Origin of the sequence: Streptomyces sp. NBC_01433, from assembly GCF_026340105.1 — a bacterium.
Taxonomy (GTDB): Bacteria; Actinomycetota; Actinomycetes; order Streptomycetales; family Streptomycetaceae; genus Streptomyces.
In genome coordinates this window covers 4785501-4802144 of record NZ_JAPEPM010000001.1, presented here as the reverse complement: position 1 = coordinate 4802144, position 16644 = coordinate 4785501, and the positions used below count along the sequence as shown (strand labels likewise).

At 72.3% G+C, this 16644-nt stretch carries 16 protein-coding genes; 4 read left to right on the top strand and 12 right to left on the bottom strand.

Going from position 1 to position 16644, the window contains the following annotated elements:
- Positions 1-4: 4 nt before the first annotated feature.
- The 6 genes from OG413_RS21605 to OG413_RS21580 form a co-directional block, all read right to left on the bottom strand.
- Complete coding sequence (locus tag OG413_RS21605; RefSeq protein WP_266807892.1) at positions 5-781, bottom strand: endonuclease/exonuclease/phosphatase family protein; 777 nt, start codon at positions 779-781, stop codon at positions 5-7.
- Positions 782-883: 102 nt separating this feature from the next.
- On the bottom strand, positions 884-1825 hold the full coding sequence (locus tag OG413_RS21600) for an ROK family glucokinase (protein ID WP_266807890.1): 942 nt from the start codon (positions 1823-1825) through the stop codon (positions 884-886).
- Between the two features lie 126 nt (positions 1826-1951).
- Complete coding sequence (locus OG413_RS21595; RefSeq protein ID WP_266807889.1) at positions 1952-2431, bottom strand: DUF5304 domain-containing protein; 480 nt, start codon at positions 2429-2431, stop codon at positions 1952-1954.
- Positions 2432-2514: 83 nt separating this feature from the next.
- Positions 2515-3714, bottom strand: coding sequence for an ArsA family ATPase (locus OG413_RS21590; RefSeq protein ID WP_266807887.1), 1200 nt, complete (start codon positions 3712-3714; stop codon positions 2515-2517).
- A 4-nt stretch (positions 3715-3718) separates the two neighbouring features.
- Positions 3719-4168: an SRPBCC family protein gene (locus tag OG413_RS21585; RefSeq protein ID WP_266807885.1), complete on the bottom strand. Its 450-nt coding sequence runs from the start codon at positions 4166-4168 to the stop codon at positions 3719-3721.
- Between the two features lie 128 nt (positions 4169-4296).
- Positions 4297-5106 (bottom strand): metallophosphoesterase, encoded by an 810-nt coding sequence (locus OG413_RS21580; protein WP_266807884.1) that lies wholly within the window; start codon positions 5104-5106, stop codon positions 4297-4299.
- Positions 5107-5385: 279 nt separating this feature from the next.
- Between OG413_RS21580 and OG413_RS21575 the strand changes: the two genes are divergently transcribed.
- Entirely contained in the window at positions 5386-7182 is a 1797-nt protein-coding gene (locus OG413_RS21575; protein ID WP_266807883.1) for a long-chain fatty acid--CoA ligase, read from the top strand.
- A 116-nt stretch (positions 7183-7298) separates the two neighbouring features.
- On the opposite strand, the gene OG413_RS21570 is transcribed toward OG413_RS21575, so the two are convergent.
- Positions 7299-8441, bottom strand: coding sequence for a glycosyltransferase family 4 protein (locus OG413_RS21570; protein WP_266807881.1), 1143 nt, complete (start codon positions 8439-8441; stop codon positions 7299-7301).
- Between the two features lie 149 nt (positions 8442-8590).
- On the opposite strand from OG413_RS21570, the gene OG413_RS21565 reads away from it, so the two are divergent.
- On the top strand, positions 8591-9877 hold the full coding sequence (locus OG413_RS21565) for a glycosyltransferase family 87 protein (protein ID WP_266807879.1): 1287 nt from the start codon (positions 8591-8593) through the stop codon (positions 9875-9877).
- Here OG413_RS21565 and OG413_RS21560 read toward each other — a convergent pair.
- From OG413_RS21560 to OG413_RS21540, 5 genes are all read right to left on the bottom strand, one after another.
- Entirely contained in the window at positions 9853-11034 is a 1182-nt protein-coding gene (locus OG413_RS21560) for a hypothetical protein (protein WP_266810282.1), read from the bottom strand. The genes OG413_RS21565 and OG413_RS21560 overlap by 25 nt on opposite strands.
- A gap of 94 nt (positions 11035-11128) precedes the next feature.
- Positions 11129-12160 (bottom strand): C40 family peptidase, encoded by a 1032-nt coding sequence (locus OG413_RS21555; protein WP_266807877.1) that lies wholly within the window; start codon positions 12158-12160, stop codon positions 11129-11131.
- A gap of 235 nt (positions 12161-12395) precedes the next feature.
- Entirely contained in the window at positions 12396-13424 is a 1029-nt protein-coding gene (locus OG413_RS21550) for a C40 family peptidase (RefSeq protein ID WP_266807875.1), read from the bottom strand.
- A 341-nt stretch (positions 13425-13765) separates the two neighbouring features.
- Positions 13766-15127: an NYN domain-containing protein gene (locus OG413_RS21545; RefSeq protein WP_266807873.1), complete on the bottom strand. Its 1362-nt coding sequence runs from the start codon at positions 15125-15127 to the stop codon at positions 13766-13768.
- 37 nt (positions 15128-15164) lie between these two features.
- Entirely contained in the window at positions 15165-15407 is a 243-nt protein-coding gene (locus tag OG413_RS21540; RefSeq protein ID WP_018104398.1) for a hypothetical protein, read from the bottom strand.
- A gap of 198 nt (positions 15408-15605) precedes the next feature.
- On the opposite strand from OG413_RS21540, the gene OG413_RS21535 reads away from it, so the two are divergent.
- Both OG413_RS21535 and OG413_RS21530 read left to right on the top strand, forming a co-directional pair.
- Complete coding sequence (locus OG413_RS21535) at positions 15606-16358, top strand: rhomboid family intramembrane serine protease (RefSeq protein WP_266807871.1); 753 nt, start codon at positions 15606-15608, stop codon at positions 16356-16358.
- Complete coding sequence (locus tag OG413_RS21530; protein WP_007451244.1) at positions 16355-16636, top strand: Lrp/AsnC family transcriptional regulator; 282 nt, start codon at positions 16355-16357, stop codon at positions 16634-16636. The genes OG413_RS21535 and OG413_RS21530 overlap by 4 nt, the downstream gene beginning before the upstream one ends.
- Positions 16637-16644 lie beyond the last annotated feature (8 nt).

Below are 16644 nucleotides of genomic sequence, written 5' to 3'. Positions count from 1 at the left end.
CGTGTCACGGCACCGCCCGGCCGTCGCGGCCGGACGCGGGCACCCGGAGCGCCGCGAGCAACGGCAGGTGGTCCGTGGCGGCCCGCAGGTCCGCCTCGCTGATGCCCGGCAGTCCCGCCGGGACGCCGCACCCCAGGACCTCGATGCCCCGCGTCGCGAGGACCGCGTCGATGCGGCGGCGCGGGTCGTTCGGGGTGAAGGTGAGCTCGCCGCCCCACGGCGCCGCCGCCCAGCAGTCCTGCAGCCGCGCGGCGAGGTGCGTGAACGCCTTCCCCGTCGGTACGTCGTTGAGGTCGCCCGCCGCCACGGCGTGCGGCACGTCCATCGCCTCCAGCCGCTGGAGCAGCAGCTCGCTCTGGGCCAGGCGCTCCTCGCGCTGAAGGCTCAGATGGCAGCTCAGCACGCCGAGCCTGGTCCCGGCGATCCGTACGACCGCCGTGGCGAAGCCCCTGCGGTGCAGGCCGGGGGTGCGCGGCAGCAGGATGTCCTCGGTGCGCTCCACCGTGACCCGCAGCGAGCACAGCAGCATCGGTCCGGCCGCGGGGGCGCCGCCGCCGAGGACCACGAGACCGCTGCGTTTGGCGAGCCGGGCGGCCGCCTTGCGCCAGCGGAAGAAGCGCGGGGCCTCCTGGACGAACACCAGGTCGGGTTCGCAGGCGCGGATGACCCGGGCCAGTGCCGCGGTGTCGTCGCGCATCGAGCGGATGTTGTAGCTGAGCACGCGGACGACGGCCGAACCGTCCGGCTCGGTGCGGGAGTCGGGCAACGGCGTCAGGACCATGCGGGCCACGATACGACGGACGCCCGCCGCTGCCCCGAAGGGCGCGACGGGCGTCCGGTCAGTCCTGCGGAGCCGGCGGACCGGTCCCGCGCGGTCGGCCGCTCAGCCCTGGCGGGCCAGGTCGGCCGCGCCCACCAGACCGGCCTTGCCGCCCAGTTGGGCCGCGAGGACCTGGGCGTGCGGGCGCCACTCGCCGCCGATCAGCCAGCGCCGGAACGACTTGCGGATCGGGTCCAGGACGAGTTCGCCCTCGTCCGAGACGCCGCCGCCGACGATGAACGCGGACGGGTCGAAGAGCGAGGCGAGATCGGCGAGTCCGGCGCCGGCCCAGCGGGCCAGCTCACGGAACGAGTCGACGGCCACCGGGTCGCCCTGCCGGGCGGCCTGGCTGATGTGCTTGCCCTCGATGCCCTCCACGGTGCCGTCGCCGAGCGCGAGCAGGATCGCGGCGTTCTCCGGGGTGGCGTTGGCGCGCTGCCTGGCGTACCGGACGAGCGCGCGGCCGGAGGCGTACTGCTCCCAGCAGCCCTGGCTGCCACAGCCGCAGAGCAGACCGTCCGGGACGACCCGGATGTGGCCGAACTCTGCGGCCACGCCGAAGCGGCCGCGGCGCAGCTTGTTGCCGATGATGATGCCGCCGCCGAGGCCGGTGCCGAGCGTGATGCAGATGACGTCGTCGTGGCCCTGCCCGGCGCCGAAGCGGTATTCGCCCCAGGCCGCGGCGTTGGCGTCGTTCTCGACGACGACCGGCAGGCCGACGCGCTGCTCGACCTTGTCCTTGAGCGGCTCGTGGCGCCAGTTGATGTTGGGCGCGAACAGCACGGTGGCACGCTTGTCGTCGACGTATCCGGCCGCGCCGATGCCGACCGCCTCGACCTCGTGTCCCTCGCTCGCGCCGGCCACGGCCGAGCAGATCGCGTCGACGATGCCTTCGGCCGTCGGCGGGGTCGCGACCTTGAACGTCGAGAGGATCCGGCCCTCTTCGTCGACCACTCCAGCCGCGATCTTCGTGCCGCCGATATCGACGCCGATGGTGAGTCCCATGAATCCCTCAGTTTCGGTCGAGCCCCGCTATGGCCAACCGTACCCGAGGCGGGGGCCGGTCCATCCGGCCGGTCCATCGGCCGGTACGCCCCGGTCACCGGGTCGGGCCGGTCCCTTCGGCCCGGGTCAGTCCAGGTCGATGTGTTCGCTCCCGGAGGGGCCCTCGTCCCTCGGGTCGGACGGGTCCTCGGCCGCCTTCTTCGACGTGCCGGTGGCTCTGTCGGCGCCCCCGGCGCCCTCCGTCGACCGGGTCCAGCGGCTCTCCTGGCCCTCGACGGCCGAGCGGTAGGCGGCCATGAGTTCGTTGCCCGCCGCCGCGAGGTGGTCGAAGAGGTCCGGGTTGCGCTCGATGACGGGCTCGACGGCCGTCTTCGCCTGCCGGATGACCTGCTGCACGGCGCCCTGGGCCGCCATGCCGAGCAGCGGCGACTGGAACGAGGCGACCTTGTCGGCCACGGCGTCGACCAGTTTGCGCAGTTCCTCGGCGGCGGAGCCGGGCGGCGGGCCGTACTCGGCCCGGCGGCGGGCCTTCTCGGCTGCCAGGTCCTCGGCGCAGGCATCGGCCCACGCGTCGCCGTCGGCGGGACGGTCGGTGGCTTCACTCATGGCGGACTCCTGCGACGCGGATTGTCGGCGACGGGCCGTACGGAACACGTACTACCGACGTTACCCGAACGGTGGTACGCCGTTCAGGAGGTGCGCGGCCAGAGGGCCGGGTCCGGGGTGAACCGGACACGCAGTACGCCGTCGCTGAGCGCCGCGCCCGCGACGGTGCAGCGCCGCAGTCCGGAGTCGAGGCGCAGGATCCGGTGGAACGGGCCGACGGTGAGCAGCAGTTCGTCGCCGCGGCGGACGAGCTTCAGATCGGTCTTGGCGGCTCCGGGCAGCGGCAGGCACCAGACGAGCGCCCGGTCGCCGTCGTTCCCGGCGGGGGCTTCCTCGATCCACCAGGGGTGCTCCGCCCGCCCCGGTGTTCGGTCGTCCGGCCCGGCGAGACCGAGAGCGGCGAGGTCGTCGAGGCCCCGCGGGTCGCGTCCGAGGTGGGGTGCCTCGCACACGGGGGTGCCGGGGGCCCAGTCGGCGCGCCAGTGGTCCAGGCACTTCTCCTGCTGGGCCGCGAGGTCGGCGAACCAGGGGTCGGACGAGTGCCGGGGCAGCACCCGGGCGGCCACCAGGGCGTCGGCGCGCAGTCCGTGCAGGGCGAGGCCGGTACGGGCGGCGCGCAGGGCGTCCTCGGCGGCGGGGCCCGGTTCGGCGACGAGGCGGACGGTCGTCGCGCGGTCCTCGATCAGCGCCTGGACCGCGGCCAGCTCGGCGTCCTTGCGGGCGGCCGCCTCGTACAGCCACTGGGCGGGCATCGGGACCCCGGCGAGCTGGGCGAGCATCGGGCGCAGCGCACGGGCGGCCTGCCGCTCCTGGGGAAGCAGGCGGCGCAGATAGCGGCGCAGCTGCTCGGGCAGGGCGAGGAGGGCGAGGGCCTCGCGCAGCGGTGGCAGGTCGACGACGAGGACGTCGTAGCCGCCTTCGGGTGATGCCCAGTCGCCCTCGGCCGCGCGGCGCAGGGTGTGCAGGAGGGCGAGCGGTGCGCTGCCGGGCAGCTCGGTGAGTTCCTCGCCGTCCAGCCGGTTGGCGCCGAGGAGGTCGAGGACGCCCGAGGCCCGGTCCTGGAGTTCGAGGAGTTCGCCGCGGAAGTGTGCGCCGGAGTCGACGCGGGCGCTGTGCAGGTGGTCGGTGACCTCGGTGGGTTCCGTACCGGAGGGGAAGGAGGGTATGGCGTCGGCGGAGATCAGGAGGGTGCGGCGGCCGCTGCGGGCGGCGGCCAGCGCGGTCGCCGCCGCGACGGTGGTACGGCCCGCGCCGCCGGGGCCGGTGACCAGGACCGTACGCACCGGGTCAGCCCTGCGGGACGGACTCGACGCGCTTCTTCAGACCGGCCAGGGCGCGGTCGATGATGACCTTCTCCGCCTTGCGCTTGATCATGCCGAGGAGCGGGATCTTGACGTCGACCGCGAGCCGGTAGGTGACTTCGGTGCGAACGCCGTCGCCGATGGGCGCCAGGGCGTACGTACCGTCCAGGGCACGCAGCATCTGGGACTTCACCAGGCTCCAGCTGACCTCGTTCTCACCGGTCCAGGTGTAGGCGAGGACATGGTCGTCCTTGATCGCTCCGGCGTCCAGGACCAGCCGGACCCGCTCGGCGCGGCCGCGGTCGTCGGTGGCCAGGACCTCGGCCTCCTTCACCTCGCCGGTCCATTCCGGGTAGCGGGCGAAGTCGGCGATCACACCCATGACGTCGGCCGGTGCCGCCTCGATCGTGATGCTCGAGCTGGTGTGTTCAGCCATCGCCGTGGCCCTCCAGTGCGGTGTACCGGTCGCGTTCGGCAGGAGCCTGCCGGTTGCAGGCTATCGCGTGCCCGCACCCGCCCGGTCCACGCCCCGGGCCGCCCGGTTCACGCCGCAGGCCGCCCGGCTCACCAGGTGAGGGCCCAGGGCTTTCCGGTCGAGGCGAAGTGCCCGACGTTGACGCACTCGGTGACACCGATCCGCATCCGGCGCACCAGGGGCTGGTGAACATGGCCGAAAAGAGCGTACCGGGGGCGGGTCCTGCGGATGGCGTCCAGGAGGGCCGGGCTGCCGCGTTCGAAGCGCCGCGCGACGGTGTCGTACGTCAGCTCCGGCACCTCGGGCGGGATGTGCGAGCAGAGCACGTCGACCGGGCCGAGTGCCTCGACCTTGGCGGCGTACTCCTCGTCGCTGATCTCGTACGGGGTGTTCATCGGGGTCTTCAGCCCGCCGCCGACGAAGCCGAAGACCCGGCCGCCGATCTCGACGCGCTCGCCGTCCAGGACGGTGGTGCCGGGGCCCGCGTACTCGGGCCAGAGGGCGGGTACGTCGACGTTGCCGTAGGTGGCGTACGTCGGCGTGGGGAAGGCCGCGAACAGGGCGGCGTACTGCTTGCGCACGGCTCCGAGGATCGCGGTGTTGCGGTCCCGTCCCGCCCAGAGCGCGCGGCCGAACTCGCGCGCCTCATCGAAGCGCCGCGCCGTGCGCAGCTCGACGATGCGGTCCGCGTTCTCCTTCCCGAAGAGGTCGGGGAAGATGCCTCGCGAATGATCGGCGTAGTCGAGGAAGAGGACCAGGTCACCCAGGCAGACCAAGGCGTCGGCACCGTCTCCGGCGCGGGCCAGCGCTTCGGTGTTGCCGTGCACATCACTCACCACGTGCACGCGCGTGGTGCGCCGCGCGTCCGTGCCCTGACCGTCCGGTTCGCTGCCTCGCATGCGAGCCACCCTAGGCCGCCCCCGGAGCCCTGGGTAGGGGCTGCCGGACCTGCGGTTACTTCCGAGTCGTGACACGGGTGGACTACTGTGCGCGAAAGGACCACCCATGTGTGTGACGCACAAGACATCTGGCCGGAACCCCCTATCGGGAACCACGTACCGATGGGTAACGTCCGGGCAGTCCAGTCGTGCTCACCCCACGGAGCACCGCCAGTCTTGGACCGCAGCCGGTGCGTCACACAGAGCCGTGGCACCGGAGCCCGATGAGGAGCAGCAGTCTTGCGCGAGTTCAGCCTTCCGGCCCTGTACGAGGTCCCTACGGACGGCAACCTGACGGATCTCATCCGCCGCAACGCCGCTCAGCATCCGGATGTCGCGGTGATGAGCCGCAAGGTGGCCGGCGCCTGGACGGATGTCACCGCCACCCGGTTCCTGGCCGAGGTGAGAGCCGCCGCCAAAGGACTGATCGCCTCGGGAGTGCAGCCTGGCGACCGGGTCGCCCTGATGTCGCGCACCCGCTACGAGTGGGTGCTGCTGGACTTCGCGATCTGGAGTGCGGGCGCGGTGACCGTGCCGGTGTACGAGACCAGCTCCGCCGAGCAGGTCCAGTGGATCCTCGGCGACTCCGGTGCGGTCGGGGTGCTCGTGGAGAGCGAAGCGCACGCCGGGGCCGTCGCGTCCGTACGGGACCGGCTGCCGGAGCTCTCGCACGTCTGGCAGATCGACAGGGGCGCGATCGACGAGCTGACCGCCCTCGGTGGCGGGGTCTCGGACGAGACCATGGATCTGCGCATGGTGAGCGCCAAGGCCGACGACCCGGCCACCATCGTCTACACCTCCGGCACCACGGGCCGCCCCAAGGGCTGTGTGCTGACGCACCGCAGCTTCTTCGCGGAGTGCGGCAATGTGGTGGAGCGGCTGAAGCCCCTCTTCCGTACCGGTGAGTGCTCGGTGCTGCTCTTCCTGCCCGCGGCCCATGTCTTCGGCCGGCTGGTCGAGGTGGCCTCGGTGATGGCCCCGATCAGGCTCGGCTGTGTGCCGGACATCAAGAACCTCACCGATGAGCTGGCCTCATTCCGGCCGACGCTGATCCTCGGTGTGCCCCGGGTCTTCGAGAAGGTCTACAACTCGGCGCGGGCCAAGGCGCAGGCCGACGGCAAGGGCCGGATCTTCGACCGGGCCGCCGACACCGCGATCGCCTACAGCCGTGCGCTGGGCACCCCGCAGGGCGCGTCGCTCGGGCTGCGGCTCAAGCACAAGGTCTTCGACAAGCTGGTCTACCGCAAGCTCCGCGCGGTGCTCGGGGGGCGCGGCGAGTTCGCGATCTCCGGCGGCGCTCCGCTGGGCGAGCGGCTCGGGCACTTCTACCGGGGCATCGGCTTCACGGTGCTGGAGGGCTACGGCCTCACGGAGAGCTGTGCGGCGACCGCGTTCAACCCGTGGGACCGACAGAAGATCGGTACGGTCGGCCAGCCGCTGCCCGGTTCGGTCGTCCGGATCGCCGACGACGGCGAGGTCCTGCTGCACGGCGAGCACCTGTTCACCGGGTACTGGAAGAACGACGCGGCGACGGCCGAGGCACTGGCCGACGGCTGGTTCCACACGGGCGACATCGGCACGCTCGACGAGGACGGCTATCTCGCGATCACCGGCCGCAAGAAGGAGATCATCGTCACCGCGGGCGGCAAGAACGTCGCCCCCGCCGTGATCGAGGACCGGATCCGCGCGCACGCCCTGGTCGCCGAGTGCATGGTGGTCGGCGACGGACGGCCGTTCGTCGGCGCGCTGATCACCATCGACGAGGAGTTCCTGGTGCGCTGGGCCGAGGAGCACGGCAAGCCCGTCGGCTCGACGGCCGTGACGCTGCGCGAGGACGCCGAGCTGCTGGCGGAGGTGCAGCGGGCGGTGGACGACGGCAACGCCGCGGTGTCCAAGGCGGAGTCCGTACGCAAGTTCCGCATCCTGCCGACGCAGTTCACCGAGGAGGCGGGCCACATCACGCCGTCGCTGAAGCTGAAGCGCAATGTGGTGGCGAAGGACTTCGCGGACGAGGTCGAGTCGATCTACCGCACCTGATGTACGTGCGCGAAAAGGGGCCCGCACGGTGTGTGCGGGCCCCTTTTCCGCGTAAGTACGGGCGGGACCGATCCGGTTTCTCGTCCGTACGGGTGAACCGATCGCCCGTACGCGGCTCAGAGCAGCGTCTTCAGCTTCTCGGCGAGCAGGTCCCAGCGCCACTTCTCCTCGACCCAGGCCCGGCCCCGCTCCCCCATGCGCCGCCGCAGCTCCGGGTCGCCGAGCAGCGTGACGATCCGGTCCGCCGACTCCTCGGCACTGCCGCCGCGCACCACCCACCCGGTCTCGCCGTCGAGCACCGCGTCCGGAGCGCCGCCCGAGTCGCCCGCCACCACCGGCAGCCCGGTCGCGGACGCCTCCAGGTAGACGATGCCGAGCCCCTCCACGTCCAGGCCGCCGCGCCGGGTGCGGCACGGCATGGCGAAGACGTCCCCCGCGCCGTAGTGCGCGGGCAGTTCCGCCCACGGCACCGGGCCGGTGAAGCGCACCGAGTCCAGCACACCCGTCTCGGCGGCCAGCCGCTTCAGCTCCTTGGCGTACGGGCCGCCGCCGACGATCAGGAGCACGGCGTCCGGCACCCGCGCCAGGATCGCGGGCATGGCGAGGATCAGCGTGTCCTGGCCCTTGCGCGGCACGAGCCGCGACACACAGACGACGACGGGCCGGTCGGAGAGGCCCAGGCGGGCCCTGACCCTGTCCCCGCCGGAGGCCGGGTGGAAGGTCTTCTCGTCGACGCCCGGCGGCAGCTGGACCATGCGCCCGGCCGCCTCGGGGGTGAGGGCGGCGGCGATCCGGGAGCGGGTGTACTCGCCGAGGTAGGTGAGGGTGTCCGTGCCCTCGCCGATCCGGCGCAGCAGTTGCCGGGACGCGGGCAGCTGGGCCCAGCCGGCCTCGTGGCCGTGGGTGGTGGCGACGATGCGGCGGGCACCGGCCCGGCGCAGGGCCGGTGCCATCAGGCCGAGCGGGGCGGCGGCCCCGAACCAGACGGAGGCGCAGCCGTGTTCGCGCAGCAGCCGCACCGCCTGCCGCGTGACCCGCGGGGTCGGCAGCAGCATCGTCGTACGGTCGCGCACGACGGTGAAGGGCTGCTCCGCGTCGAAGGCGGCGGTGGCCGCGACACCCTCGGCGCTCCGCTTCCAGGTGGAGGCGTAGACGACGAGCTGTCCGGGGTCCAAGCGCAGCGCCATGTTGTGCAGAAACGCCTGGATACCGCCGGGGCGGGGCGGAAAGTCGTTCGTCACGATCAAGGTCTTGTCCATCGCCGCCGACAGTACCGAACGGCCGCGCTTCATCGCTCCCGCACCGTCCCGCCCGGCATCATGGCTCCCCACGGACCACGAGCGGGACGCACCCGGGCAGGACGCACCCCCGGGCGGGACAGCCACCAGCGGGACGGGCGGGGCAACGGATGAGCGCAGCCACGACGGGGGCCATCGGCGCACGGCTGCTGCCGCTCGCGGTGTGGGCGCTGACCAGGGCGACACTGCTGCTGTGCGTGTTCAAGGTGTTCACCGTGCCGGGCCCGGACGTCACGGTGGACGTCTCGGTGATCTACCAGGGCTGGTACGACGTCCTGCGGACCGGCTCGTACCCGCTGGACGACGTCACCTGGCAGTACCCGCCCGCCGCCGCGCTGGCCGTGCTGTCCCCGGCGCTGCTGCCGTTCCTGGCGTACGCGACGGCGTTCTTCGTGCTGGTGCTGCTGTGCGACGCGCTGGTCCTCGGGCTGCTGCTGTACGCGGGGCGGCGGCCCGGTATGCGGGACGCGGGGGCGTGGCTGTGGGTGGCGGGGGTGCCGCTGCTCGGTCCCACCGCGTACGCCCGGTACGACCTGATGGTGACGGCGGTCGCGGTGGCGGCGCTGCTGGCCGGGGTGCGCCACCCCCGGGTGCTGGGGGCGCTGGCCGGATTCGGGGCGCTGCTGAAGGTGTGGCCTGTGCTGCTGCTGGTGGGGACCGGGCGCGGGCGGACGACACGCCGTGCCTGGGTCTCGGCGGCGGTGACGGGTGCGGTGGTGGCCGGGGCGTGCGCCGTGGCAGCGCCGGGCGCGTTCGCGTTCCTGGCCTTCCAGCGGGAGCGGGGCACCGAGATCGAGTCACTGGGGGCGCTGGTCTTCCATGTGGCGCGGCAGTTCGGCTGGGAGGGCCGGGTGGAGCTGCGCTACGGCTCGCTGGAGTTCCTCGGTCCGCAGGTGCCGGTGGTGTCCACGCTGGCCCTGGGGCTGAGCGTCGTGGCGTTCGGCTGGCTGCTGCTGTGGCGGGTGCGGGCCCGTGAGTTCTCGGTGCACACCCCGGCGGACGCGGCGTTCACGGCGGTGCTGCTGTTCACCACGACCAGCCGGGTGATCAGTCCGCAGTACCTCGTCTGGCTGGTCGGGCTGGCGGCGGTCTGCCTGGTGTTCCGGGCCGGCCGGATGGTGCTGCCCGCCGGTCTGGTGCTGGTGGCGACCGGGTTCACCCTGCTGGAGTTCCCGCTCGGGTTCGGGCATGTGGTGGCCAGTGACGCGACGGGCGTGAGCCTGCTGCTGGTGCGCAACGGTCTGCTGGTGGCCGCCTCGGTCGTCGCCGGGCGGCGGCTGTGGCGGGAGACGGTGCCGTCCGGCGGGACGGCGCACCGCGAGGAGGACCGTCCGGTGCGGAACGCGGCGGGCACCGCGCCCGGCACGGCCGCTCAGCCGAGCCGGGCGCTCAGGTAGTCCCGCCAGTACGCCGTGAAGTCCGGGGGCGTGGTGTCCAGGACCTCACCCATCGCCTGTTCCACCGCCCCGTCCCGTCCGGGATGGTCCCCCACGGCCTCGTAGAACGCGATCAGCTTCTCCTCGCCCCAGCGGTCGGCGATCAGCGCGCAGGCCAGCCAGCCACCCTCGTACGCCCGCGCGAGCTTCCCCGGGTCCCCGCCGAAGGCGAAGTCGTCGTCCACCGGCAGTTCGGCGGGCAGCTCGCCGCCCCGCACGGCCTCGGCGAGCTCGGGCGCGATCTCCGGGGCCGGGCGGCCCTCCTCGCGGTACGCCGTCCAGTCGGCGAAGCCTTCGGAGAGCCACATCGGGGTGGCCGCCGAGGTCCGGGGCCGGGTCGCGACATGGGTGGTCTCGTGGGTCAGGACGACCCGCTGCCCGAAGGTGCCGAGCATCGCGTACGCCTGCGGATTGATGATCACCCGGTCGGCCAGGGCCGGGCGCCTGCCGCTGCCGCCGACCTCGCCGGTGGTGACGGCCGCTATCCCCCGGTAGCTCGCCCCCGGTGAGCCCAGCAGCTTCGCCATGTCCTCGACGGAGTCCGGTACGAGCACCACGACCCGCCCCGCCCAGGGCTGCGGCCAGGCGGCGGAGACGGCCGGTACGGCGAGGTCCTCGGTGTCCGCGACCCGGCGCAGCTCCCCCGGGTCCCGGCCGACGCCCAGGACCAGGCTGTGCGCGCCGCGCACGACCTGGACGTCGCCCTGCTGCCAGAGCTGTTCCGCGGCGCCCTTGCCGGGCCGGTCGGAGACGATGTACCAGCGGTCACCGGCTCCGGACCGGGTCAGCTCCAGGGTGCGGCGGGTGGCGATCGGCGCGGTGTCGTAGCCGGCGATCCGGTAGCGCAGTTCGACGTCGGCGGTGGCCCTGTCGGCGCCGTGCTCCGTGACGGCCTTCACCTGGTACGTCCAGGACTTCAGGGGCACGTCCGCGAGGTTGGCCAGTTCGGTGCGCTGGGTGGCCCGCAGCTTCGTGGCACCGGGGGCGAGCGCGGCCAGGTAGGCGTCCGGGTCGTGGTCCAGGACGGCGTCGGCGCGGCGGTCCAGGACGGCGCCGACCTCCCGGGCCGTGGGGCCCGTGGCGGGGGCGTCGGGGGCCGCGCAGGCGGACGTCAGCAGCAGCCCGGCGAGCACGGCACCCGCCGTACGCCGCCCACGGGCTCTGCCCCGCCGCGTGTCACCCGTGAGAACCGCCACCCTGCCGATCGTACGGTCAGATACGGGTGACCGAGGAGACGGGCATCATGCCGACGGGGTCGTAGCGCACCCGGGCACCGGGGTAGGGGGCGTGGATGACCTGGCCGTTTCCCACGTACATCCCGATGTGGCCGGCGTCCGCCCGGTAGACGACCAGGTCTCCGGGCCGTGCCTGGGAGAGCGGCACCATCCGGCCCGCGTACCGCTGTGCCTGCGAGGTCCGCGGCAGGCCGACCCCGGCCTGTGCGTAGGCCCACCGCATCAGCCCGGAGCAGTCGAATCCGGAGGGCCCCTCGGCGCCCCACACGTACGGGCGGCCGAGTGCCTGCCGGGCCGCCGCCACGGCGGCCATCGCCCTCGCCGAACCCGGGACGACACCGGCGAGATCCGGTGCCACGTCGTCGCGGCCGGAACGGGAGGCCCGGTCGAAGGACGCGCGCTCCCCGGCGGGCAGCGCGTCCAGCAGCCGCTGGGCGCGGGCGAGCTTGGCCTCGACGGTGCGTTTGTGGCGGGTGACGGCGCTCCGGCTCGCTTCCAGTCCGGCCAGCGACCTGGCCGCCTCCGCGCGGGTCTGGGCGACGTCGCGCTGGGCCCGGCGGAGTTGGTCCAGGGCCAGCGACTGACGGATGTTCATCCGTTCCAGGGTGGCGGCCCGGTCGAGGTAGGTGTCGGGGTCCGAGGAGAGCAGCAGGGCGAGCGAGGGGTCGACGGAGCCGGAGCGGTACTGCGCCTGGGCGAGCGAACCGAGCGCCGTACGCATCCGGTTGATGCCCTCCTGGCCGCGCGCCGCCCTGTCCTGGGCCCGGTCCACCTCGCCGCGCAGCCCCTCGACCCGCTCCCCGGCCTCGTTGAACTGTTCGGTGGCCTTCTCCGCCTCGCGGTACAGCCGGTCGACCTCGGCCCGGCTCGCCTCGGGGCTGTGCTGCGGGTCGGCGCTCGCCGGGGCCCCCGTGAGTGTCGCGGCCGCGGTGGCCGCCGCGGCCGTGAGGACGGTGGCCCGGACGCTCCGGTTGAGGCCGGACTGTGTGGGACGGCGATGGGACACCACAGAAAGCCGCACTCCCTTCCGCTGACGCAGACGGTGGGCAGCCCCTGCCGCCCGGGGCGGGCGGACCGACGACCGGGAGCTGCCACAGCAGGCAGACAGTAATCGGATGGCTACGCGGCGGCCAAAGACCGCGCCGGAGGCGGGCGGGTGTCAAACACCTCCGCCCCGCCGGTGACCTTGGTCTCCGGCGGGGCGGGGCGTCAGCACCACGTGGCGTAATTCGCCCGTTCGGGTGTCAGGCGACGCGGACGCCGAACTGGAAGGTGCCCATGTAGTCCATCGACTCGTAGCGGACGTTGGCGCCCGGCTTCGGGGCGTGCAGGATCTGGTTGTTGCCCGCGTACAGGCCCACGTGCGAGGTGTTGTTGAAGAAGACCAGGTCGCCCGGCTTCAGCGCGCTGCGCCCGATCCGCTGGCCGTCGTTGACCTGCGTGTACGTGACGCGGGAGATCTGGACGTTGGCCTGGGCGTAGGCCCACTGCGTCAGCCCGGAGCAGTCGTAGGAGCTGGGGCCCGTGCCACCGCGGTAGTACGGCTTGCCGATCTGGGTCGCGGCGGCGCTGAGGGCGGCGGCACCACGTTCGGAGGCGGGGGCCTCGTTGCCCAGCTTGACCCGGTCGCCCGCGTCGCGGCTGGCGCGCTGCTCGTCGTCGGCCATCTTGGCGCGCTCGGCGGCGGTCAGGGTGTTGAGCAGCCGCTGGGCGTCGGCCAGCTTGGCCGAGGACTTCTTCTTGTTCTCGCCGAGCGTCTTGCGGACCTCGGCGAGGTCGCCCAGCTTCGCCTGTGCTTCCTTGCGCTGCTGCGCGAGGGTGCGCTGCTTGGACTGGATCTTCTGGAGCGACTCGGTCTGCTTGGCCGTCAGCTGGTCCAGCGCGGAGGCCTGGTCGAGGAAGTCGTCCGGGTCCGAGGCGAGGAAGAGCTGGACGGACGGGTCGATACCGCCGGAGCGGTACTGCGCGGTGGCGATCGAACCCAGCTCGCCGCGCAGGGTGTTGAGCTCCTCCTGGCCGCGGGCGACCTTGTCCTGGAGCGCGTTGGCCTGCTTCTTGAGCTTGTCCTGCTGCTCCTTGGCCCCGTTGAACTTCTCGGTGGCCGCTTCCGCCTCGTGGTAGAGCTTGTCGACCTTCGCCTTGACTTCGCTCTTGCTCGGCTTGGGATCGGCGTGAGCGGCCTGGGAAGTCAGGGCCACGGCCGCAGCGGCGGCCGCGGTGACCACGTTCACACGGGTGCGGCTCGGCTGCTTGGGACGACGGTGGGACGCCACGAAGGCGAGCTCCTTCTTCCTCGAGCCGCCTACCGGGCTGTGGGGGACATGAATCCCCGGCTCCGTGCATGTCACGGATTCGGCGGTGCCTTCGCCGTCACCCCGAATGAGTGATCAACCGTGCGAAGGTTCGAGGCTGACCTTAGTGACCATCTTGTGATCAGTTCAAATCCTCACAAGAAAAATCTCACCACTTCAGGCACTTCTTTGCCCACATCACACCGCGTGTAGCGGCGACTTGACGGTACGTTCCCGAAATTCCGGCATGTCACACATGTCGCGCATGTCGAACTAGCCGGTCATGTCCGGCCATGCGCCCTCAGACGCGGGAAACATGTGTCTCAGACGCGGGAAAGACGCTTCAGCAGCAGGGCGGACGCGACCGGCCGGGCCCCCGCCTTGGCGACCCCGTCCGCCACTTCGCGGTCGGTGGAAACCACCACGACGGGCCTGCCGGGCGGTTCCGCGCGGGCCAGTTGACGGATCAGCTCATCGGCCGTCACCCCTGCCTTGCTGAACAGGACCCGGACCCCGCGCGGCGGAGCGAGCAGCACCGGCGCGGCCAGTTCGGCCCCGTCGAACACACAGGTCATCTCGGCGCCGGTCTGCGCCGCGAGCACCGAGAGACCGCCCAGCAGCCGCAACCGCTGCTTCTCCAAAGGCATCTGCGGATAGCCGGTCTTGGTGACGTTGTAGCCGTCCACGATGAGATGCGCCTGCGGCAGCGCGAGCAACTGGTCCAGGAGCGCCGGGTCCGTCTCCGAAAGAGCCCTGGCGGCAATGTCCTTGGGCGACATCCGGCCCGGTTCCACCGCTTCGACACTGTCGGCGGGACGGATCGTCGAGGGCGGCAGCGCCAGTTCACGCCGCAGCCCGCGGGCCGCGTCCAGCACCGTGTCCAGCAGCAGCCGCAGCCGCATGTCCTCGACGGAGCGCCCTTCCCTGGCCGCCCGGCGACTCGCCTCGACGGACGCCTCCGCCTCGCCGAGCCGCGCCTTGAGCCGCCGCGACTCGCTCTCGGCGGCGGAGACCTGGGCGGCCGCCTCGGCCCGTACGGCATCGGTCTCGGCCGCGCTCCGGCGCACCGCGGCCTCGCCGCGCTTCACCTCGCTCAGGGCACTGCGCAGCTTGCGGTGAAGGGCTTCGGATTCCTTGCGGGCTGCGTCCAGTTCGGTACGCAGCCGCTCCGTCTCGCTCTTCGTCTGCCCCCGCGCCTGGGACAGCTCCTCGCGCAGCCGTTCCAGCTCGCGCCGGGCCTCCTCGTCGGCGCGTTCGGCGTCGGCGCGCTGGACTTCCTCGCCCGCGGCCTCGACCAGCTTGACCCAGCCGGCCGGGCGCAGCACATAGGCGGCCGCGGCCACATCGACGGGGTCGGCGGCGGCGGGCGGCGAGCCCGCCTCCAGCGCGCCGGCCAGCTCGGGCTGGGCCTGGCCGATCCGCTCACCGATACGCCGGCGGAAGAGCGGGTCGCTCTCCAGGGCGGCCGCCATCGCGTTCCCGGCGAACTTGGCGCGCCGGGTCGGGGTGAAACGGGCATACTGCCGCAGCTGGGCGGGCAGTTCGCCGACCGTCAGGCCGCCGAAGGCGTCCGAGACCAGCGCGACGACCCGCCGCCGTACGCCCTCGGGCAGCGGGCGGTCGAGCACCTCGTCGGAGCCGTCGGCCGTATCGGCCGGTTCGGCGCCGTTAGTCGGCTGCTCCACCATCCGTCACCCCAAATTGTCTGTCCGGGCGGCCCCCTCAGGAGTCGGCACCAGGCCTGTCCACCAGTTCGATCTGGTCCACCGCGTTGCACCAACGACAACGGACCGACTCGATGGTCTCACTGACCACCTCCCGCTCCTCGACACTCGACTCCCCGGCCAGGTCGAGATGGACGTACTCGACGACCTTGGAGGACCGCGTCACATCGAAGCGCGTGAGATTGCCGCAGAGCGTGCAGCGCCAGCGCGTCGTGTCGGTCGGCTGGGGAACCGTCGTCATCGTTGCGTCCTCTTTCGTCGTTCGTCGTCCACCGGGACCGCACCGGATTCCGGTGAGTCCCGTGCTGTCCTACGTCAAGGATCTCGCGGTGCGCCGTCGAACTGCGGAAGTCCTGGCGTAACCCTACGGCCTCGCGTATACCCATCGGCACGGCGAGGCGCTCTGTCCGCTTCTCCACCGGTGCGTCATGCTCTGTGCATGATCGATTGGCGGGAAGTCGATTGGCGGGGCAGGGCCGGGAGGTTCCGGGCCGCGGCCGCGGCGGGCGGGGCGCCGGTCACGTACGGGCTGATCGCGCTGTGCTGCGCCGTCTTCCTGATCAGCCCGCTGTCCGGCTTCAACCCGGCCTACGGCACCGCCGACACCCTGCTCGCCGCGCAGGCCGCGTACTTCGAACGGTGGGGGGTGATCCCCGCCGAGCTGTGGGACGGCTCCGCGCACGCGATGCTCACCCCGCTCACCGCCCTGTTCCTGCACGGCAGCTGGCTGCACCTGCTGGGCAACATGCTCTTTCTGTACGTGTTCGGCGCCATGACCGAGGAACGGATGGGCCACACCGAGTTCACCTTCTTCTATCTCGGCTGCGGATATCTGGCCCTGCTCTGCTACGCCGCGGCGCACGCCGATTCCGAGCAGACCCTGGTGGGCGCGTCGGGAGCGATCTCCGCGGTGCTCGGCGCGTTCCTCTACCTCTTCCCCAGGGCCCGGGTCACCAGCCTCTTCCCGTTCCTCTTCTTCCTGCCGCTGCGCTTCCCCGCCTGGATCGTGCTGATCTTCTGGTTCGTCCTGCAATGGCTGGCCGCCCACAGTGCGGGCAGCGGCCCCGGAGTGGCGTATCTGGCGCATGTCACGGGGTTCGCCGCCGGGTTCCTCTACGCCTGGGGGCGCTACCGGCGTGACGCTAGAGTGAGGACTCCAGCCACGGCCACCGAGGGAGACAGCCAGCCGTGATCACCGCGATCGTGCTCATCAAGACCAGCGTGGACCGGATTCCGGAGATCGCCGAGGCCATCGCCGCGCTGGACAGCGTCAGCGAGGTCTTCTCGGTCACCGGTACGTACGACCTGATCGCCATGGTCCGGGTGGCCAAGCACGACGATCTCGCCGATGTCATCCCCGGCCGGATCAGCAAGATCCCGGGCGTCGAGGGCACCGACACGCACGTGGCGTTCCGTACGTACTCCCAGCACGACCTGGAAGCGGCCTTCGCCATCGGCCTCGACGCGTAGCCAGGTAC